Genomic DNA, 19,277 nt, shown 5'->3' with positions numbered 1-19,277 from the left:
TAAAAAACTGGAGAATGTTAGAGGTGCGAGAAGAAAATTGCATCTTAAAACATAGAGCTCGAAAGCTATTGGAGTTTTCGAGAGTATTATTATATTAGGAAGAGGTGATTATAATGAACTGTTCAGAATATGAAAACATCAAGCACTTTACATACATTGAATACTGCGATTATTTGCAAAAGAAACATGGTATTGGGAAATATGATTATATGACAAAATCATGGAACAAAAATACAAAATGTACTCGGACAAAAGAAGGCTTGATTGCTCATCATAAGTACGAGAACTGTGCTATAATGCTATCTAAAAAAGAAATTGCTATGTCAAATCCATTTGAATGGCAATTAGCAAAAAATATCGTTTATTGTGACTATTTAGAACATTTGCTGCTACATGTGTTAATATGTGAACACCCATCAGAAGAAAAAAACGACTTTGAAGCAGTTGGTATAGGTGGAGTTATTAATTTCATTGTACCTGAGTTGAATGATTTTTATAGTGGTTGGGTCACTAAACTAGAATGGCAAAAAAAGTGCCACGACTTGATTAAGGGAAATAAAGACGTTTATTTGACTATAATAAAAAGAATTAAAATCTCTTGCAAAAACAATCCGTTTTTTTCAGAGGACTGTTTATTTAAAAGTTTCAATGAACAATATGGATTGTGGTCGTCAACACAAAACAAATTAATCTATAACGACATAAAATCATTATAGAGCAATTTATCACGATGAGTAAATTGGGCAAATCGGATAGTCTTTGAGCTTCCCATTATATTTATGGGGTAAAGTAAGCGATTAATAGACAAATTTGAATTAAAGGAGATGGCTTATGAAATTATATTCTGAAAGGCATGGTATAAGAGCACCACTGGAAAAGACATATTCTATTAACAGAGATATGTATTCATTACTTTTAGATTGTTGTAAAAGATATCAAAAAAACTTAACACATATTTTCACTCTAAATTGTCATCATGACTTTACAGATAGTGACTATGTTTCATTTGATGAAAAAGGATTTATAACTAGAATTAAAATAAGAATCCCGTCTCTCTTTCGGGATGAGTATGATAGGATTTGTGCGCCGGTTTATGACGATGAATATGACCAGTATGCACTTTTAGACTTTATTGAGTTCTTTGCACAAAATATTGAGGATATCTCTGAACGGTGGAATAATGAGAGATACCGAAATTACCAAACGATAGACTGCCTTAATTCTTCAGATATATTTAGAAATTTCCAAGAGGCAATAAATGAAATATTTACTGAGTCGGGATTGCTTTATGAACTAACGGATGAAAAGATTATAGAAAGAATTGTTGAGAACAGTCCACTTACAACGAAAATTGAAAATAATTTTGCAGCAGTACAGGAGGTAGGCACAAGAGAGTTATTGAAATATGCTGTTGCATTATATAAGACACCAAATCCTACTGCACGACAAGATTCAGTGGAAAAGATATGGGATGCGTTAGAACGTCTTAAAACTTACTATACAACATTAGATAAGAAACATTCATCAGAAAAAATAGTGAATGATATGGCAAACGGAAATGATGACTTTGCTGATTTGTTTAATAATGAATTTAAGATGTTGACGGACATTGGAAATAAATATCGCATACGCCATCATGAAACTAATAAGATTGATATTACTGATGTCCGTTATTACGATTATCTTTTTAATCGTTGTTTATCACTAATTGCGCTTGCTATACAATATTTGATGTAAAAGAAATACTGATTATGTACTATTTCTTTGAAAAAGGAAAATACGAGAAAACCGTAGATGTAACTGTAATGAAAATCAAACCACAGAATCTTACATTTAAAATGTGATGACATTAAGAAAAATTTGGTAAAAAATTATTTAGATAAATTTGAATTAGTGGGGTGATTAAAATAGAAGAATTAAAACCAAACGAAAAAGAAAGAGAAGTTTTATCGTTATTTTATAATAGATTCTATGATTTATATGAAGAAGTTGTAAATGATGATTTTATTAACATGGATGCAAAAATAAGATTTTATAAACTAAGAGAGTCATTTTCAATATATAAAGAACTATTGAGTTATGAGCCGATTAAAGAATATATTAATTGGATGAAAAAAGGTGGACGACCTCATTTTGAAGGGATTATTGCAGATGATTTATTCAGTTTTATAAGAAATTTATTATTGCATTTTCCTATTTTTGATACATGGGATGAAGTATATATAAATAAGAACTTAGCCACGTGGAGTAAAGCGGGACAAATAGATAAATTTCTGACTAAAGGTATTAAGGAAAAAATTGATGGTAAAGGTACGGTGAAATATAGAATATGGGAAGAAAAAAAGAAAAAAATGACATATTTTTGCATTAATCTTCCGGAGAAATATAATGATACTAATATTTACTTAAAGGATATAATATCTGAAGAAGTTGGAATTAAATTTTGTATGGCATTAATGAGAGTGATATTAGATACTCAAGTAGAGAATTCAAAAGTACCTGATATAAAAATAATGTCTCAAGTATATTTACCAATAAAAAATAAATAGTATTTGAAGCTGTATAAATTCCAATTTGCAAAGAATTCTAAACTTCTAATTATGTTTATACTGGGGTATAAGTCAGAACTTCATCAAAGGTAATAAGAAGCTGGGCATTCATAAATAAAAATATCAGAGAAAATCTGGGGGGTACAATGAAAATTATTGATAACATAAAAACAGACCACAATCAAAGTATCCAATCAATGCTAATTACAGCTGACAAAATGATTCTAGCAAGTCCTTTCTTAACTGAAGATTTCGATGAGTTTGTTCATGATGTGGCAGAGTTAGGAGTGAAAAGCATTTCACTTCTAACGACGCTTAGAGATAATTCTCCTGACCTATTCAAAAAAGCAAATTCTCTTTATTCGTTTTGTACTTCTTGTGTCCAAAATAGCATCAACTTTGAAATCAGAGTTAACAACAAGCTCCACGGTAAGATTTACATTGCTTTAAAGGATAGAAGACCAATAAAAGGTATTATTACATCAGCCAATTTCACTGATAACGGTTTGAAACATAGTCATGAATGGGGTGTTGAAATTGACGATACAGATTTACTTCAGAATTTGATTATTGACCTAATGAATGTGAGTTCTAATCCCCTCACCTATAAGGAAATTGAAGGCATCATCAAGGCAATCGATGATTACTCAAAAGAGAATCCAATTATTCAAGAATCAAAGCCTAATCTCGAAGTAATAGGGCACATAAAAGATAAGTTAAAGGTAGAGAGTCCAAAGGTATCAAATACAGAGCAAATAGACTTTCCAGATGATACTCGGTACTTCTTAAAGCCTGTAGGTTCTTCAGACCATCCATTTGATGAATCAAGAAAGCTGAGCGAAACAATTCAGGAATTGCACTTTTCCAAACGAAAACCTAATTCTGTTCGTCCAGGTGACATTCTAATTTGTTATGGTGTAGGTACTACAAAACTTTTGGGGTGTTTCCGAGTTTTGAGTGAACCGTTCTTTTTAACTGATGAGAATACTAGATGGCCATGGGCAGTTGATTCAGAAAACCTCAGTCCTAAATACAGTTCGAAATGGTCATCATTTAACAACACGCTTTCAAATGCTCAAGCATCTTATGGTTATGACAAGGAACTCACATATGTAGGTGGCAAATCTCTGGGAGCATTAAATTTTGGAGCCGATAAAATCAGACTTAACGAGTCCTTTGCCTACCATTTAATCAATATAATAAAACAAGAAGTAAAATAATCAGGGTATTATCGGGATCTCACGGTGAACCGAGTTTTAAGCAAAAAGATTATTTTGTCGTGTACTTCTCATTATACATAAACTGGACAAACCAGGGGAACCTCGACATCGAGCTTACTAATACATAAAACTAGAACGCTGCCGAACTTTGCAAAAGCTTCTATATGTATAAATGGCTTGTGATGATGTAACCAATTCTATTTTTGCCATTTCGATTGGACAGTGTATCAAGTAGACAAGCACAGAAACAAACGCACCTCATGAAGAGTTTAAGCCTTTGGCTTATAGCAGTTATCTTTTTACCGCCATAACAAACCAATAACGCCAATATATCCCCCTATACCCATAAATGTCGCATTGTGACAAATATGTATCCGTTGATATAATCTATCACGTAAATGAACAAATTGTGTACAAAAAAAAGTGAGATTACATTCCTTTTGTGTGCAACGACTGTTCATAAATTTTTTAGGGGGTTATATTAAATGTATAAAGCCAGGTCTTTTATACGGTATGTTTCACTAATTCTTACTTTGGCAATTCTTTTTACTTCAGTACCACTGGAATCATTTGCAAATAACACTGATAACAAAGAAGCCGACTCACCACCTGCTATTCAGCAATTGGAAACCCAAGATCAGCAAACAATAAAAGAGGCCGATATAATAGGCGAGGATATTAGTAAAAGGGATATATCAACCAAGCACTTTTTAAAAGCTGATATGTCTTATGAAGCAGTTATTTATCCAATGCCTGTCCACTACAAAAAGGATGGCAAATGGACTGATATTGACAATTCTCTGGTATCACGAAAAGATGAGCAGAACTCAGATATATTAGAAAATAAAGAAAATGAATATAAAATCAAACTGGCAAAAAACACGTCTTCAAATAAACTTGTACGTATTCAAAAGGACAAATATGAAATTTCCTGGAATATCATAGATGCAGCTAAATCACCGGTAAAAGTAAGTGACGATGCATCTACACTTCTTAAATCACTTGACAAAAATGAACAGAAGAAAACACTTACAAAACTAACTTCCACTATCGAATATCCAAACGTATTTGAAAATGTCGATTTTCAATATATTCTATATCCTACGGGAGTAAAAGAAAACATAATTCTTCAAAAACCCGTACAGAATCAGGTTTTCAAATTGGCGTTAAATGTTAAAAATCTTGAAGTTAAGCTGAATGATGATAAAACAATCTCTTTCTATTCCAAGGAAAAACCAGCTGAAGAAGTGTTCAGGATGGATGCTCCGTACATGTTTGATGCAAAGGATATATATTCTAACAGCATCGAGCTGGAGCTTGTTAAAGAAAAAGATGGATATACATTAACAATTAAACCCGATCAACAATGGCTATCCGACCAGAATAGACAGTATCCTGTAGTTATTGATCCAGAGGTAATAACTCCAAATAATACAAGTAATATCCGTGATACCCATGTAACCTCAGCGGCAGATCAAAATTACTATTTACACGACAGGCTTCCGGTTGGTACTAAGTCCACTACAGGTATTAATAGAGCATATATAAAATTTGATCTGCCCGCTTTGTCGGCAGCAGATATGGTAATTGATGCCAGCTTGAAATTACAGAGCAGGGAGACAAATTCAGGCACGTATCAGACAAATGCATATGATATATTGGCGGATTGGGATAATAAGACCTTAAAGTGGTCAAATCAGCCTGCTGTAGGAAATACCATTGAAGATTTCCAGATGGTGAATACCGTCGGTGAATATTCCTGGAATATCACCTCTGTAGTAAAAAAATGGTACACCACCAATAAAAACTATGGTGTAATGCTCAAAACCAATAATGAATCAGTCCTGGGCTATACGGATTTTTATTCCTGCGACATAGATGACAGCCTTGAAGCCAAAAGACCAAAGGTTTCAATAAGCTATGTAAACAATGCCGGTCTTGAGGATTATTGGACATATCATTCAATGGATATGGGCCGGGCCGGCACAATTAATGTAAATGACTATAACGGCAACTACGTGCTGGTTCACAATGATTTGGAAACAACAGGTTCCCGTATGCCTATTTCAATAAACCATGTTTTCAACAGCTATCAACGTGAAGCAACGTTAGGATACGGCCAGGGCTGGAGGCTTAACATCCGGCAGACTATACAAAAGCAGACCATTAATGGTCAACTTTATTACATCTATGCAGATGGTGATGGAACAAGACATTACTATAAGTCCGGCACATCTCCCATGAGTGCTGAAACGGGAATAGATCTGAAATTAACAGTCAATAGTACTAGCACCTTGACATTGGAAGATAGTTCATATACAAAAATGTCTTTTTCAACCATAGGAACAGATACAAATAACTTTTATCTTAAGGGCGTTACTGATAAAAATGCCAATACAATGATAATAGATTATCAGGGAACAAAACCGAGTATGGTTACCGATGGAGCAGGACGAAAAGCCGTATTGACCTATAATACGGATGGAAATCTTTCATCAATAACTGATCCGGCAAATAGAGTAACCCGCTTTGAGTATTCCGGGGCTAACCTTACTAAAATAACATATCCGGACAATAAGGTTACACAATATAATTATACGGCCAGTGGAAATATAACCGATGCCATCAATCACGACGGCTACAAAATGAGTCTGGAGTATTATCTGGAGGCTCCTTACAGAGTAAAAGCCATTAAAGAGTCACATTCGGATGGAACTCTTGGACAAAAAATTACAATGGAATATGGCAGTAACACAACAACCTTCACAGATATAGAAGGCAGAAAAAACATTCTCCAGTTCAACAATGAGGGTAATACACTCAGTGTTAGAAATGAAAATGGAGACGTATCAAATTATAGCTATGGTTCTGCAATTGGAAAGGATAAGAATAAGCTTACGCTGGAGACAAAACTTCATGCTACCTCTAAAAACTATTTACAGAATCATAATGCTGAGAGTGAAGGTACATGGGCTTCAAAATCAGGTAATAGCTCTCAGGGTAATGCTGCTTATGAATCCGGTGAAAAATATTTGGGAGCCAAATCATTAAAAATAACCAAATCCAATAATCAAGGTTTCCACAATTGGGAGCAGAAGGTCACACTAACCAAAGGAAAAACCTATACACTTTCTGCATATGTGAAAACAGCTGACATATCCAAGACAAACAGCAAAGGTGCCGGACTATATATAAGCTATACGGACAGCACTGGACAACCTGTTACAGTAGAAACAGAATATATTACAGGGACAAAAGACTGGACACGAGCAGAAAAATCCTTCACTCTTCCTTCTAATGCATCTTCTGCTGAAGTTACAGTTGGCGGAACCTTACTTCAGGAGACCGGTACGGCATATTTTGACTGCTTCCAATTAGAAGACGGAAAAGTGGCAAACAGCTACAACCTTGTAGAAAACTCCAACTTCACCTATGGGTCAACTGTACCGGATTCCTGGTCGGCAGAATATTTTGATGCAAATGACGGAGTAATTTCCGATCCCGGAACACATCCAAAAGGATTGGATAACAAGGTGCTGCAAATCACCGGTTCCGGAACCTTAAGTAAAAAAGTAGTTCAGACGATTGACCTGTCAGGTAAAACAGGTGATGTATTTTTCCTGGGAGGTTGGGCAAGAGGTAATGCTGCCTATTCAAACGGTAATAGTGTCTATAAAGTCAGTCTTGAAATAAGAAACAGTACCGGAGTTCAATGGTTCCATGCATTCTTTAACGAGGATACACCTGATTGGCAGTACACCAGCAATACAATAGTGGCGGACAGAGACTACACAAGTATTAGAGTGTTCGTAATCTATTATAACAATGCAAATACAGCAATGTTTGACGGTATTCAGCTATTCAGGGAAAATAGTTATCAATACGATTATAATGATGGAAAATTAACTAATAATACAAATCCAGAAGGGAAATCAGCAAGTAATGTGTATTCAGGTAATGATCTGACAAAGAGCACTGATGAGAACACTAACACCACCTCATACACATATGATACAAAACACAATTTAAAAACAGCTACCTCACAGGAGGGTATTATTACCACATATGGATATGACAATGCGGGAAACTCCATAATAACCAAAATCGGTGATGATGCTCTTAAAATTCAATCCAATTCAACCTATGACAGTGCAGTAGGTACGGAATATAAGGGTGGTAATTATCTTAAAACTGCAACGGATCCGGTAGGAAATACAGTCACTTACAATAGTGACTGGAAAACCGGAAATCTCACTTCCTTTATAGATGGAATAGGAAATACCACAAATTACCAGTATGATGGGCTGGATCGATTAAAAGCAGTAACTGCAATGGCTAGTGGAATAGCAATATCCAATACCTACGGATATAATGACCAGAGCGGCAATAGCACCGATATGCTTCAAAGCATCGGTCACAACGGCTTCAACTATAACTTCCTGTATGACAAGCTGGGAAACCTTACCGGGGTCAATGTAGGAAGCAGAAACCTGGTTACAAATGTATATTCCAATTATGCCGATGGTACAGGGACAACCTACAATACAGGCCGGTTAAATCAGCTTCAATTTGGAAACGGACAAAAAATATCATATGACTATGATTTGCTTGACAGAATAACCGGCAGAAGCATAGATGGTGTCAAAAGATATACCTATGACTATGATGAAAATGGAAATATAGCCCTGGTAACAGATAACAGGGATAACTCCATGACAAGATATTTCTATAGCTTGACAGACAGACTCACAGGGATACTTGATGCCTTCGGCAATAAAACGGATTTTATTTATGATAATGTTGGCAATGTAAAAAAAGTCAATGAAACCATAAACGGACAGAATTTCAGTACAATATACGACTATAACAAGGATTACAACCCAACATCAGTCACCTATAACAACGGTAACAGCATACTAGCCTATAACTATATTGACCCTGCTTCAGGCAAATCAATAGGCAGATTGTCAGGCAAGTCAATGAAGGTTAATGGTAATACCATATTAAATACAACGTATACCTATAAACCTGGATATATAACAGTAGGAAATGCAAGTACGAACGTACTTGACGAGATTAGTAACAACGGAAGTAAAATACAGTACTCCTATGATAAGAACGGAAACATAAAAACAATCAAAGAAGCCGGAATAACCATAAGCTATGACTATAACGAGCTCAACGAACTAATACGTGAGAATAATCCTGTAACCGGAAAAACTGTAATATACTCCTATGATGCAGGAGGGAATATCACGGAGAAGAAGATTTACCAATACACCACGGATGCTGTACCTGGAGGAACCCCAGAGGTTGTATCCTATGCATACAGCGACAGTGAATGGAAAGACCTTCTGACAAATTACAATGGCAGGACCCTTGAATATGACCAGATTGGTAATCTAAAAAAAGACGGAATATACAATTACACATGGGATGAAGGCCGCCAGTTGGCTTCAATGACCAAAAACGGGCAAGAAATAAGCTACAGGTATAACACAGATGGAATAAGAACAGAAAAAACGGAAAACGGCAAAACAACAAAATATCACCTTGTCGGCGATAAAGTAACCTATGAAACTGACGGCACAGATAGCATTTACTACACTTATGATGCAAATGATAATCTTATAAGTATGAATCTCAACGGAAGTGAGTATTACTATGTACGAAACGGTCAAAATGATATTATTGGCCTGTTTGACAGTAACGGAATCCGGGTGGTAAGCTATACCTATGATACATGGGGCAAGTTAATCAGTATAAAGGATCAAAATGGTATTGATATATCAAATGACAGTAATCATGTCGGAAATAAGAATCCTTATAGATATAGAGGGTACAGGTATGATACTGAGACTGGGTTGTACTATTTGCAAAACAGGTATTATAACCCGGATATGGCAAGGTTTATTAATGCTGATGGAGTACTAGATAGCGGTAATGATTTATTAGGTCATAATTTATATTCATATGGCTGGAATAACCCTGTTAATATTGCTGACCCAAGTGGATACATGGGTATTGATGTAAAAAAGGGTTATGAATTTATGAGTGATGTTTATCAAAAATTCCCTGGATTTTTAAAAAACACCACAACTTATGTAACTAGCTTTGGAAAAAGAATTCCAGATTTTATAAATAATTCTGTTATAGGTGAAATCAAAAATGTATCATATCAGTACCTTTCAACACAAATTAAAGGTTTTATGGAAATAGCAAAAAAACAAGGTAAAACATTTGTTCTAGTTGTCAAGGAAGGTACTAAGCTGTCAAAACCATTGATAAATACAATAAGAGCATCTGGTGGAAAAATAATACAAGTTGGCGTTGATGGTACTTCTAAATTATTATCATCACCAATTATAATGACAAAAGACTTATTTAATATGTGGTTGGGAGGTCTGGACCCAAGTTATAGGCAAAAGATACAAAAAGAGTTAATGAACCAAAACTAAATTATATAAATACTTTTGATGTGAGGTGTTAAATTGAAGATATCATACTCATTTGATTCTACAAAAGACTTAAGCAATCTAAAAAAAGGAGAGAGTTTGTTAGAACTTTTCTTCTCCAATGGACTTACGATTGAGAAAGCAGGTATTCAAGAACCAATTCGTGAATCTTTTAATATTGATAGAATGCCAGAAATGTGGAAAGGTTCTGGAATTGAGGGAGATTGTTCGTCCTGTTACTTCCTGTTTAAAGGTCAAAAGGATATTAAATTTTCAGGAATAATCGTCTGGCAGCTTAATCTTCATCCTAATTCCAAAGCATTAAATCATGTCAGTTTGTGGCTGAATATCCCTAAAAAATATGATACTAACAAATTATTACAATTGGGGGATGATATTTTTACATGGTCTAGAGCGGAATACGGATATATTACAGAAGATTCAAAACTTCCAACACCTTTAGCAGTAAATATTCATGATGGGCTTACTGGTTTGATGTGGGTTAATTACTTTGGCCCTTCTTACATTGCAGAACCTGATTTTCATATACCTGATGACCATGTAACCATCAATCATGGAGTGAGGATTAAGTTGTCAGAAACTCCCGATGATGATTTGTTGAAAAATTCAAAATTCATTGAGAGCGTTAAAAATAAAATAGGAGCTGAGTGGTTTTGGGATTATCCAATTAAGCACAAAAGGAAGAAACCCCAATTTGATAAATCAGAAATTACCAGAAAGCTATTTTCATAAAAATTATTTAATACCCTCAAAAGAAATATTTGAGGGTATTGCTTTAAATACTAGAAGATCGTTTGTTCCAGCTGATTTGTTTGCCAAGTTCCAGACATCCTTTTATACCACCCCTGAAGATGCTGTATTTAAAGCTCTGGGAATTGAATGACAAATATATTTTATGGTGCGAAACTTTTGAAAATAACAAATGGGTTTTTAACACATAAAGGTTAGCCCTCTTTTTCATTTTCTTTTTAATTATACTGTAGCTGAAACAAAAGCCAATTAGTTTAGCTGATCCATTTATTTATTTCATATTGTTCACTAATGAGCTCAGAAATGGAAACGGGTTCTCCTTTTTTTTCGGCATTATCAAGTATCTTTTTTATAAACTTGTACATATATACAAGTTTGGAAAAGCGTTTGCCGGAATTCATTTGAAATAACGTATATGCGACTGCCTTTATCATATTCTCTTCCCCGTATTTTAAAGTTAATAAGTAATATTCCTTAAAAAATTTTTCTGAGAAACTGGGAAAATAAGTTTTAACAAATTGCCAAGATTTAATTCTGAACATATTATCAAATATTATAAGACTTCCATCAGTGATTAAATTATTTTCGACTAATGAATTGTAACACACCGAGCATATAGGAACAGCTGTTGTAATATCTTTCTTTTTTGATAAAAAGGCAACTTTTAAGGGAATTCCACTTTCACCACAGTTTGTGCACCTAAAATTGTTACTCTTATAAACATTGTAAGTTAATTCGTCATCAAGTAGTTTAGGATTTGGAAGTAGTAATTCTTGAATATAATCAAATTTTTTTAAAAGAATAGTATGAATATCGATATAATTTTCTGTTTCATCGAATGCAATTAGGCCCTTATTCATAAGATTTTTTAATATCCCATGCGAGTTGTTAAGCCCACATTCTTCTGTAATATCAAATATTAAAGGATTGTCGGAGGTGATTTTACTTAATGTCAATGTAAGTGAACTATTTATGCCTTTAATTGGGACAGTATGCAAAACAGACTGTTTATTACCCATAATTATTATACTTTTCAGAACAATTAATTCTGATTTGGCGCACATTCGTAAGACTTGATTTATTTTATAATCATTATTATACAATTGAACCATGCTGATAGAATTATTCAGTATTGAATCAACATATTCTTGTCTAGTAATAATACTCTCTGTTTTAAGTATTACTTTGTTAATATTCTTTACCAATGTATTCTTAAATTGTTTTTTATTTAGACTTCGCAAACGTGTATTAAATGCTCTATATTTTTCAGTGCTATTATATTCCTTTGTAAAGCTATTCCAATTTGCCCAATAACCCTCAAGACAACTATGACATTTTACAGTAATAACTGGATTTTCATAATCAATTGGAATATACAGTGTACTATTATTGCATTTAGGACATATAGGATATCGTAAATTTAATTGGTGTTGATAAAAATCTATTGATTTAGTATAGGCGCTTTTTTCAATCATAAAGACTCCCCCAAAATATTATAGATTTGATTTATCATAAAAAACCATAGCTGAATTTTCGCTGATCATACGGAAAATAACACATTAATCTAGTAATATGGAACTATAGATTATTATTTTTTTAGTCGATTATTTGTTTTATGAAGTGGCGTAAGTAACTTCGGAAATTGATGCAGATGACTGCTAAAACTTGAAATAATATTTTTTATTCAAATAATTTGCTACTGCATTTGTTTTTTAACGTGTGTCCAACTTGGACACACGTTATTTTTTGAAATTAATATATATTAAATTACTTTTTTAGTAGAGGCATTATCATTTGTCGCAGACTGTTGTTCTTGTGTTGTTCTCAAAATACCTTTAATTTCACCTCGAATTTCAGCCTTCAGATCCGAAGGCAATTTCCTATATAATTTCAGCAGTTGTTTCTCATCATCTTGAATTTGGGATGCATCCATAGGTTGGGATTGCTTATAGGTATTAAAACTTTTATGTTCTGTAAGACCTAAAAGATAATCGGTTGAAACATTAAAAAAATTCGAAATATTAATCAGCGTTTGAAAATCAGGTTCACGATTTCCATTTTCGTAATTTCTATATGTTGATGGATTTATATTTAATTTATTAGCCACAGCTTTCTGATTTAAATCAGAATCATCTCGAAGAGTCTTTAATACTTCATTAAATTTCATAGCAATCCTCCAGTTGTGAGAATTGATTCATATTAAGTCCATTTTTTTGACGGAACTCTTTTATTTGTTGTTCTTGTGTGGTTCTCAATATACCTTTTATTTTTCCTCGTATCTCTGCTTTTTTTATGTCAGATAACTGCCTATATGAGTCAATAAGATTTTTTTCATCTTCACTATATTCAACGGAGTTACATTTTGATTCCTTAAAATCATTAAACTTAGCGGGTGGTATCTCAAGAACTGTATCAGCAGACATACCGTAAAAAATTAGTAAACTCCTTAATGTATCTAGATCAGGGGATGATACATTATTTTCATAACCGGATAAAGTTTTACTATTAATCCCTGTTTCAATAGATACTTGCTTTTGTGTTATCTCCAAGGATTCTCTGATATATTTTAGTTTATCACCGATGGATAACAGCATTGTAAGCCTCCTTATTATTTAACATAGGCATGTAACAGCAGTTATGGGGTACATATCGCCAAGCAGCAGAAGTAACGACAGGAATTAATGTAGGATAAGAATAACTGCTAAAACCTTGAATTATTTTATATACAAATAGTTCCCTGATATGTATTTTTTTGCATACATCCAACTTAAACACGTTTTTGTGAAATCAAATTGCTTTTTAATTTGATTTTGGTTCATTGGTAAGGGCAACTGATTGGTCAACTTGTTGTATAGTTTTTAAAATACCGTGTAATTCTCCGCGGATTTCTGCTTTTAAATCAGCAGATAGTTTCCTATATATATTAAGTAATTTCTGTTCATCATCTTGCAAACCTATAAATTCATCATAATTTCTAATTTCCGTACGACAAAGCAAATAATCGGTCGAAACATTAAAATAATCTGCCAAGATAGACAAAGTATTAATATCAGGAAGGCTTTTATTTCTCTCATATGAACTGTAGGTTTGCCTTTTAATATTTAACATTAATGCAATATCATCCTGGGTTTTTCTCTTTTCTTTTCTTAATTTTTTTAAAATGTAACCGACCATTATTTACCTCTTAACAACTCTGGGCATATGTTTTTTAAATCGGGTATACTATATTATTTTTTAGGTGAAGATTCATTCAAATCTGCTACGTTCTTTCAGAGTTGTTCTCAAAATACCCTTAATTTCACCTCGAATTTTAGCTTTAGATATTTCAGATAGTTTTCTGTATGATTCTATTAACATTTTCTCATCATCTGTACATTTGTTTATTGAATCACATATATTAAAATCTTGGTCGTTTCCATAGATATAATCAATGCTTACTGAAAAATGCTTAGCAATGTTAAAAATGACATTATGGCTTGGAAATCTTTTTTCTGATTCATAGAGTGAAATAACAGATTCACTTAAATTAAATAGTTGTGAGAACTGCTTCATATTGAGTCCATTTTTTTGACGTAACTCTTTTATTCTCGCACCAATAAGCATATATTTTCATTCCTAAATGTATTTTTTAACGTGTGTCCAACTTGGACACATGTTATTTTTTGAAATTAATATATATTAGATTACTTTTTTAGTAGAGGCATTATCATTTGTCGCAGACTGTTGTTCTTGTGTTGTTCTTAAAATACCCTTAATTTCACCACGAATTTCTGCTTTCAAATCAGATGATAATTTTCTATAAGTATTAAGTAATTGTTCCTCGTCGGTTGATAACTTTGGGCTCAGTGGTAATGTTATAGAGTATTCATCAAAGTTTCGATAATCAGAGATACCTAAAAGATAATCTGTTGTTACCATAAAAAATTTTGAAAGACGAGTAAGATTTTCGAGATTCGGTTGACGTCGTCCTTTTTCATATTGAGTATATGCTTCAGGGGTTATGCTTAAAACAGACGCTACATCAGCCTGTGTCAGATTCCGTTCCATACGCAATAATTTCAAAATTTCACACAACTCCATTATTTTACATTCACCTCGCAGTACTTAAATTATAAACTAACCGGGATATTGTTACTATAAACATAACGAAAAGTTAGTTTTATCGACGCAAACATAAAAAAATATTTGACAAGATAACAATATGTTAGTATAATTTGGTAATAATAACAAATTGTTATGCGGAGGGAGATAATGCGAGAGTGGTTAAGAAAAATAAGGGCGAATGAGGAACTTACTTGTAAGGAAGTGGCCGAAAGATGTAGCTTCTCCCCGGAATTTTTCACAATGATTGAAAAAGGACATAGACGTCCATCACCAGACACCGCAAAGCGAATTGCAAAAGCTTTAAATTTCAATAAATATGGATACGATTGGACTAATTTTTATTCAACTTCCGATTCCCAAAAAGATAATGAGGAATGTAAAGCACATCGGACAGCCAGTGCTAAATAGACTTGTAACAAGGAGGAGTACATATGGCGGATACAGTGATAATAAAACCTGATATTACCCCTGAAGAGAAATTGAAGAGACTAAATAATATTGCAGATGTACTTACCAGGGTTACATGAATATTTCGGTGCGGCGGAGCCGCAGTTCCGGTGTGGCGTGAGCCACCTGTCCGGAACCACTGAGCCACCAACCTTTTTCATTATTCACTGCTCTTTTTATCTAAGCCATATACCTCACGCATGGAAATATCTCTAGAAGGGTCCATGCTTTCGATATTGATTTTGTATGAATCATGAACGATACGATCCAGTATGGCATCTGCCAGCGGGCCATCGTTGCCACCAAGTTGTTCATACCAGCCATCAGCTCTGTATTGGGAGCAAAAGATGGTGGACGATTTCTTCCGGCGGCGATGTAATAACTCAAAGATGTCCTTGCGCTCGTTTTCATTAGGCTTTAGCAGTAACCATTCGTCAATAATCAGCAATAACGGATTCGCATACTTGGCCATGACCCTTTTGTATGTACCTTCATTTCTTGCCATCTCAAGGTCGATCAAGAGGTCAGGAAGCCGTACATACTTTGTTGTATAATACTGCTTGCAAGCTTCCATTCCAAAGGCGCATGCCATATATGTTTTGCCTCCTCCAGTAGCACCGGTAATGAAAATGTTACGGTATTCCGTGACATACTCACAGGTTGCAAGCCTTGTGATAAGTTGTTTGTTTAGCTTACGTCCGGAAGCATAATCAATGTCCATAACACTGGCGTCTGGCTGGTCAAATTCAGCACTTCTAATCAGTCTCTTTAATCGGTTGTTTTTGCGGCTGCTGAATTCAATATCTACCAACATACCGAAGCGATCCTCGAAGGGAACTTCCTTCATTTTGGCATCGGTTAGTTGGTTTCGGAACGCATCGGACATGGATGTCAGGCGCATTTCAATTAATTTATCAATCGTACTTTGGTTTGTCATCAATTGTTACCTCCCGTAATATCCGGCACCTCTTATGATGCCGTGATTGTTGTGTGTGGCTTCCGGTTTATCCGGCTGGCTTTGTGACTTATCTTGCCCAGTGGTGAGTATGTTTTTGATACTCTTGTAACTGGGAGCCGCTGTATAGGAAAGTGCCTTCTGACAGGCGGTTTCAAGACGCTCGACTGAATATTTATCAGCCAGCTTTAGAAGTCCCATGCAGCTTTTGTAAGCCTGTTGCTCCACACGTTTGGAAGTAAGTATTGCATCAACCACTTGATATATGTTAATGCCAATCCGCTCAGCCCATTTGCGGAAGCGATCACCGTTCCACTCTAAGTACTTTTGGTGGTCTTCCGGCATGTGTTCCACGATGGTGCTGTACTGTCCCTGTCGCCCGTACAAACGGCGATGAGAAGCTATTCGGTTATGGTTATAGAAAACTTCTAGCGTTTTATCTGTAATCCTCACATCTACCTTGCGTTTTATGTACTCATAAGGGATTGAGTATAGCATTCCGTGAAGGGATATGTGATAATTGAACTGAACGGTGGCTTGTTTCCATTCCGCCAGTTCATAAGGGGTAGCAGGTAATGGTGCCAGTAATGGCAGTTCTTCGTCGCGGAAGAGACTTAACCGGCTGCCCTCTTTCTTTTGGAAAAGACGGGCATTGAAGGCTTTAAGTTTCTCCTTGATGGCGTGATTTAGTTCAGCCAGTGAAAAGAACTGTTCATTTCGTAATGCGGCGGTTATCCATGTGGATATATTCCCGACAGAATTCTCTGCATTTGGCTTATCTTTTGGTTTTCTGACCCTGGCTGGAATAATAGCAGTACCATAGTGTTCCGCCATTTCATGATAAACAGCATTTACCTGCTGATTGTACCAGCCTCCTGCATGTACTACTGCTGTCTTGCAGTTATCAGGTACAAGGATTTTAGCAACTCCGCCGAAATATTCATACATATGAACATGGGCAGTTATCCACGCCTGCTGTTTTTCATTGATAAATGCTTCTACATAGGCATACTGACTGTAACTCATAACTCCCACAAAAAGATATGCTTCAACAATTTCTCCAGTATCAGGATCAGTAATATGGGCAGGGTCACCGGCCCAATCTACTTCAACCTGTTCACCTGGCTTACGCGCGATATGCATGGTTGCGCGGCGTTTCTGCTCATCCTGCTGGATGTAATGGCAGAACTGGGTATACATGAGTGGATCCGCACCTGTAAGGCGACATTCCTCCATGTATTCTGTCCATAAAAGCTTCTTGCTGACTCCGTTTTTGAGCAGTTCCTTACGAATAGAGGTAAGGTCGGGCATTTTCTTACTGTGTAAGCTTTTACCATCCTTTGGGTATAGCTTACCCTCTAAAGCCGCATTGGTTAGCTCATTAGACAGTGGCCATGAAATACTTAACTCTTCGGCTCTCTTCAAAACTTTTGATACGGTATTTCTGGAACATGGGCAGGTAAGTGCTATGTTCCGTTCACTAAACCCTAAGCTTTTTAGCCTTAGGATTTCACGATAATCGGTCATGCTTATGACCTCCTTTACATGTATTTACATCAGAAAACTGATGCACTGATACATTATAAAGGATTATTGCTAATGGCTCACTTGTCAGAAACAGTGGCTCACTCAGAACCGAAAGGGTGGCTCACTTTGACCGGACAGGCGGCTCAAAATGGACCAAATTACTCATTACAGGGGCTTAAATGCCAATACATAGGCACTGACAAAGAACTACATAATCGGAAACCGGCTAAAAAGAAAAAAGCATTATGATTTTCAATACAAAAGATGGGAGGTGGGGTCATGGAGCTTTATACCATCGGACAAATATACTTGTAGAGTTCAGAGTAAAGTCATATATATATCTTGAGAACGACAATAAATGGTTTATTGAGGGTAAATAATATAAATGTTTTGCATTATGAAAGAAATTTTTTGAAAGGAATTATTTTATTATCTTTCTTGCCCATAATATAAAAATGACCAGTGCCGCAATACCATTTAAATATTTAAAATTATAACCTGAAGCTATATATACTAGTGAAAAAACAAGATCTGATAAAAGAACACTGATAAGTAATATTAATATAAGTTTGAAAAAAATTCTTAATTTATTCTTTGATGGTTGGAACATAATAATTCCTCCAAATGTAATAAATAATTAAGGTTTTTTCATTTGCCTTCTGATACGTTTGGCGTCAAGGGAGATGACATTTCGCTTTTACTTTTATCAATAGTATCTTTAAGTTTTAAGAGCTGAATGTATTTCTCCAATTCTTTTTTGCTTTCTGGGCTAAGACTCTCTATATCATCTAATATTACATTTTCTTTATTACTAAAAGCTACTTTTTCCGTTTCTTCTTCAACACGTAATGGATCAAAATTATTAATTTCTCTTCCAAGAAGATAATCGAGAGAAACTTTAAAATAATCAGCTATTTTTAACTTTATTTCATCGTTGGGAATACGGTTACCAGACTCATACTGGGACAATGTAGTATTACTGATATTTAAGATTTTTGCAAACTCAATTTGAGTTAGTTCATATTTTTCTCTTAATTTCCGGATATTATTCCCTAATATATTACTTTTCATAATTTTCCTTTCACTAAATGTGAATAAAATTATTATATCATGCAGAATTTTTAAATAAACATACTTTTCCTTAGTGAAATTATAAGCTTTACTTAATGTAAAGTAAATTTGAAATGACTAAAGGAATTATTTTATTATCTTTCTTGCCCATAATATAAAAATGACCAGTGCCGCAATA

17 protein-coding genes are annotated in these 19,277 nt (G+C 34.7%); 8 read left to right on the top strand and 9 right to left on the bottom strand.

Annotated features, from left to right (window positions below):
- Nucleotides 1-113: 113 nt before the first annotated feature.
- The 7 genes from T344_RS28700 (at nucleotide 114) to T344_RS0118500 (ending at nucleotide 11,128) form a co-directional block, all read left to right on the top strand.
- Nucleotides 114-716, top strand: a complete 603-nt coding sequence (locus tag T344_RS28700; protein ID WP_034862180.1) for an SAV1803-related protein — start codon at nucleotides 114-116, stop codon at nucleotides 714-716.
- A gap of 115 nt (nucleotides 717-831) precedes the next feature.
- Nucleotides 832-1,737, top strand: a complete 906-nt coding sequence (locus T344_RS0118525) for an AbiJ-NTD4 domain-containing protein (protein ID WP_027629938.1) — start codon at nucleotides 832-834, stop codon at nucleotides 1,735-1,737.
- A gap of 161 nt (nucleotides 1,738-1,898) precedes the next feature.
- Nucleotides 1,899-2,549 (top strand): hypothetical protein, encoded by a 651-nt coding sequence (locus T344_RS0118520; protein WP_034862177.1) that lies wholly within the window; start codon nucleotides 1,899-1,901, stop codon nucleotides 2,547-2,549.
- Between the two features lie 146 nt (nucleotides 2,550-2,695).
- Entirely contained in the window at nucleotides 2,696-3,769 is a 1,074-nt protein-coding gene (locus tag T344_RS0118515; protein ID WP_027629936.1) for a restriction endonuclease PLD domain-containing protein, read from the top strand.
- A 485-nt stretch (nucleotides 3,770-4,254) separates the two neighbouring features.
- Nucleotides 4,255-10,227, top strand: coding sequence for a DNRLRE domain-containing protein (locus T344_RS29970; RefSeq protein ID WP_051572030.1), 5,973 nt, complete (start codon nucleotides 4,255-4,257; stop codon nucleotides 10,225-10,227).
- 33 nt (nucleotides 10,228-10,260) lie between these two features.
- Nucleotides 10,261-10,977, top strand: coding sequence for a hypothetical protein (locus T344_RS0118505; RefSeq protein WP_034862175.1), 717 nt, complete (start codon nucleotides 10,261-10,263; stop codon nucleotides 10,975-10,977).
- Entirely contained in the window at nucleotides 10,940-11,128 is a 189-nt protein-coding gene (locus T344_RS0118500) for a hypothetical protein (protein WP_027629934.1), read from the top strand. The genes T344_RS0118505 and T344_RS0118500 overlap by 38 nt, the downstream gene beginning before the upstream one ends.
- Nucleotides 11,129-11,249: 121 nt before the next feature.
- On the opposite strand, the gene T344_RS0118495 is transcribed toward T344_RS0118500, so the two are convergent.
- The 6 genes from T344_RS0118495 to T344_RS0118470 form a co-directional block, all read right to left on the bottom strand.
- Complete coding sequence (locus T344_RS0118495) at nucleotides 11,250-12,470, bottom strand: hypothetical protein (protein WP_027629933.1); 1,221 nt, start codon at nucleotides 12,468-12,470, stop codon at nucleotides 11,250-11,252.
- 287 nt (nucleotides 12,471-12,757) lie between these two features.
- Nucleotides 12,758-13,162 carry a helix-turn-helix domain-containing protein gene (locus T344_RS0118490; protein WP_027629932.1) on the bottom strand — a complete coding sequence of 135 codons (405 nt, stop codon included), beginning with the start codon at nucleotides 13,160-13,162 and terminating at the stop codon, nucleotides 12,758-12,760.
- The gene (locus T344_RS29965) at nucleotides 13,152-13,589 is read right to left on the bottom strand and encodes a helix-turn-helix domain-containing protein (protein WP_051572028.1); all 438 of its coding nucleotides are present in this window, start codon (nucleotides 13,587-13,589) and stop codon (nucleotides 13,152-13,154) included. The genes T344_RS0118490 and T344_RS29965 overlap by 11 nt, the downstream gene beginning before the upstream one ends.
- A 205-nt stretch (nucleotides 13,590-13,794) precedes the next feature.
- Nucleotides 13,795-14,169: a helix-turn-helix domain-containing protein gene (locus tag T344_RS28685; RefSeq protein WP_034862172.1), complete on the bottom strand. Its 375-nt coding sequence runs from the start codon at nucleotides 14,167-14,169 to the stop codon at nucleotides 13,795-13,797.
- A gap of 72 nt (nucleotides 14,170-14,241) precedes the next feature.
- Nucleotides 14,242-14,598, bottom strand: coding sequence for a helix-turn-helix domain-containing protein (locus T344_RS29960; RefSeq protein ID WP_027629931.1), 357 nt, complete (start codon nucleotides 14,596-14,598; stop codon nucleotides 14,242-14,244).
- 75 nt (nucleotides 14,599-14,673) lie between these two features.
- Nucleotides 14,674-15,075, bottom strand: coding sequence for a helix-turn-helix domain-containing protein (locus tag T344_RS0118470; RefSeq protein ID WP_027629930.1), 402 nt, complete (start codon nucleotides 15,073-15,075; stop codon nucleotides 14,674-14,676).
- Between the two features lie 171 nt (nucleotides 15,076-15,246).
- On the opposite strand from T344_RS0118470, the gene T344_RS0118465 reads away from it, so the two are divergent.
- Entirely contained in the window at nucleotides 15,247-15,507 is a 261-nt protein-coding gene (locus T344_RS0118465) for a helix-turn-helix domain-containing protein (RefSeq protein WP_027629929.1), read from the top strand.
- A 199-nt stretch (nucleotides 15,508-15,706) separates the two neighbouring features.
- Here the strand turns inward: T344_RS0118465 and istB are convergent, their stop codons facing one another.
- The 3 genes from istB to T344_RS28675 all read right to left on the bottom strand — a co-directional run bounded on the left by istB (nucleotide 15,707) and on the right by T344_RS28675 (nucleotide 19,099).
- Nucleotides 15,707-16,483, bottom strand: coding sequence for an IS21-like element helper ATPase IstB (istB, locus tag T344_RS0118455; protein WP_027629858.1), 777 nt, complete (start codon nucleotides 16,481-16,483; stop codon nucleotides 15,707-15,709).
- A 6-nt stretch (nucleotides 16,484-16,489) separates the two neighbouring features.
- The gene (istA, locus tag T344_RS0118450) at nucleotides 16,490-18,028 is read right to left on the bottom strand and encodes an IS21 family transposase (RefSeq protein WP_027629928.1); all 1,539 of its coding nucleotides are present in this window, start codon (nucleotides 18,026-18,028) and stop codon (nucleotides 16,490-16,492) included.
- 648 nt (nucleotides 18,029-18,676) lie between these two features.
- Nucleotides 18,677-19,099, bottom strand: coding sequence for a helix-turn-helix domain-containing protein (locus T344_RS28675; protein WP_084331275.1), 423 nt, complete (start codon nucleotides 19,097-19,099; stop codon nucleotides 18,677-18,679).
- Nucleotides 19,100-19,277: the final 178 nt, after the last annotated feature.

It is taken from the genome of Ruminiclostridium cellobioparum DSM 1351 = ATCC 15832 (assembly GCF_000621505.1).
Lineage (GTDB): Bacteria > Bacillota > Clostridia > Acetivibrionales > DSM-1351 > Ruminiclostridium > Ruminiclostridium cellobioparum.
Note: the sequence above shows the minus strand (reverse complement) of the source record. Positions and strands in the feature narration are given on the sequence as shown.